This is a genomic window from Acidimicrobiales bacterium (assembly GCA_036273495.1).
Taxonomy (GTDB): Bacteria; Actinomycetota; Acidimicrobiia; order Acidimicrobiales; family JAJPHE01; genus DASSEU01.
This window is the reverse complement of record DASUHN010000239.1, coordinates 1-2052: the sequence shown is the minus strand read 5'-3', so window position 1 is coordinate 2052 and position 2052 is coordinate 1. Positions and strand designations below refer to the sequence as shown.

2 protein-coding genes are annotated in these 2052 nt (G+C 76.0%); both read right to left on the bottom strand.

Annotation, left to right across the window (positions count from 1 at the left end):
- Window positions 1–840, bottom strand: an 840-nt coding sequence (cbiE, locus tag VFW24_10225; GenBank protein ID HEX5267138.1) for a precorrin-6y C5,15-methyltransferase (decarboxylating) subunit CbiE, incomplete at its 3' end; no start/stop codon positions are given.
- Entirely contained in the window at window positions 833–1930 is a 1098-nt protein-coding gene (locus VFW24_10220; GenBank protein HEX5267137.1) for a cobalt-precorrin-5B (C(1))-methyltransferase, read from the bottom strand. The genes cbiE and VFW24_10220, both read right to left, overlap by 8 nt.
- Between the last annotated feature and the right edge of the window lie 122 nt (window positions 1931–2052).

Here is a 2052-nt window from a genome sequence, read left to right as displayed (position 1 = left end):
CTCGACGGCGTAGACCGCCATCCCCGGCGCCAGCCGGGCCGCCTCCACCGCCACGCTGGCGCTGCCCGCCCCCACGTCCCACAGCACCCCCCGGGCGGGAAGGGCGAGCTTGCCCAACACGACGGCGCGCACCTCCGACTTGGTGACCATCCCGTCCCGGTGTTCGAAGCGGTCGTCGGGCAGCCCGAAGGCCAGGACGGGCGCCGCCGCCACCCCGCTGCCGGCCGGGTCGAGGAGGACCACGACCGAGCGCGGGTCCCATGTCCCCGCCGCCAGCCCGTCGAGGTCGGTCTCGAGGACGGCCTCGGCGCCGGTCCCGAGTTGGGAGCACACGTGGACCCGACGGGGCGAAGCTCCCGCCGCGACCAGCGCCTTCCCCACCGCCTCCGGAGGGTTCTCGGGGGAGACCAGAACCGCCGCCTTGGCCGCCCGCACCGCGACCGCCACGGCGTCATCGAGCGGGCGGCCGTGGGCCGAGACGACGACGGCGTCGTCCCATGGGAGCCCGATGCGCGCGAACGCCGCCGCCACCGACGACACCGCCGGGTGCACGTCGAGAGGAGCGGAGCCGAAGCGGGCCGCCAGTACCCGGACGATGCCGAAGAAACCGGGATCCCCGGTCGCCAGCACGCAGACCCGGCCCGACTCGGCGGCCACGGCGTCCAGCACGGGAGACAGGTCGGCCCCCAGGGGAACGGTCCGGGCACCGGGCGGACCCAGTGTGTCCAGGTGCCGGGGCGCCCCCACCACCAGGTCGGCACCGGCGACCGCCGCCGCCGCCCGCGCCGGCAGCGCCGAGCCGTCGCACCCCACCCCGACCACCGAGATGCGCTCAGGCACGGGCCACCACCCGCTCGCCCTCGAAGTCGACCATGACCACCTCGACGGCCAGCCGGCCGCCGGCGTGGGCCTCGCAGGCCGCCCGGGCCCGCCGGCACAGCTCGACCAGCGGCTCGATCGCGTCCGCCTCCATGCACGCCTCGAAGAAGTGGCGGGCGGTGCTGGTGGCGGTGGCGGCCTCGACGACCGGAGCCGGCGCCGCGCACGCCCGGGCCACCTCCTCGAGGAGGCCGACGTCGACGTCGGAGCGGTGGAAGTGGGTCATCATCACCCCGGCCGCCAGCTTGGAGATCTTGCCGGCCATCCCGACGAACACCACCTGCGCCATGCCCTTGGCCGCGGCCCGGCGCAGGGAGATGCCGGTGAAGTCGCCGACCTCGACGAAGCACACCTCGGGCAGGTCGGGGCGGAGGCGGGCGGCGGCGGCCTCGGAGCGGTGGCCGGTGGCCAGCACCATGGTCCGCTGGCCCTGGGCGGCGGCCACGTCGACCTGTTGCACGACCGAGGCGCGGTAGGCGGCGGTCGAGAACGGGCGGACGATCCCGGTCGTGCCGAGGATCGAGATCCCCCCGACGATGCCCAGGCGGGCATTGGTGGTCTCGGCCGCCATCTCCTCGCCGCCGGGCACCGAGAACGTGACCACCAGGGGGGCGTCGGTGACCTCGGCCAGGGCGGCCAGGATCATCCGCCGGGGAACGGGGTTGATGGCGGGCGCCCCGACCGGCAGCCCCAGACCGGGGAGGGTGATCGTCCCCACGCCCGGCCCGGCCCGCAGCTCGGTGGCCTCGCCCGCCGCCGCCTCCAACTCGGCGGTCATCCGGGCGCCATCGGTGCAGTCGGGGTCGTCCCCGGCGTCTTTCACGACCACGCACTTGTTGGCGGCGAGGGATTCGACCGGGAAGGACACCCTCTTCCCCCCCGGCAGTGCCACCTCGACCGACGCCGGCGCCTCGCCCGTGGCCCAGCCGACGGCAGCCGCCTTGGCCGCCGCCGAGGCGCAGGTGCCGGTGGTCCAGCCGCTGCGCAGGCCCCGCCGGCGGGCGGCGACGTCCGGAGAGAGCGGGGGCTCGGAGGTCTCGGGCGGAGCCATCACACTCGCGCCTCCGGCACGGTCACACCACGCGCCTCCGGCACGATCACACCACGCGCCTCCGGCACGGTCACACCACGCGCCTCCGGCACGATCACACCACGCGCCTCCGGCACGGTCAC

Excerpts from the sequence above, each read along its gene's own strand:
- VFW24_10220 (HEX5267137.1), bottom strand. The coding sequence starts at position 1,930 with ATGGCTCCGCCCGAGACCTCCGAGCCCCCGCTCTCTCCGGACGTCGCC.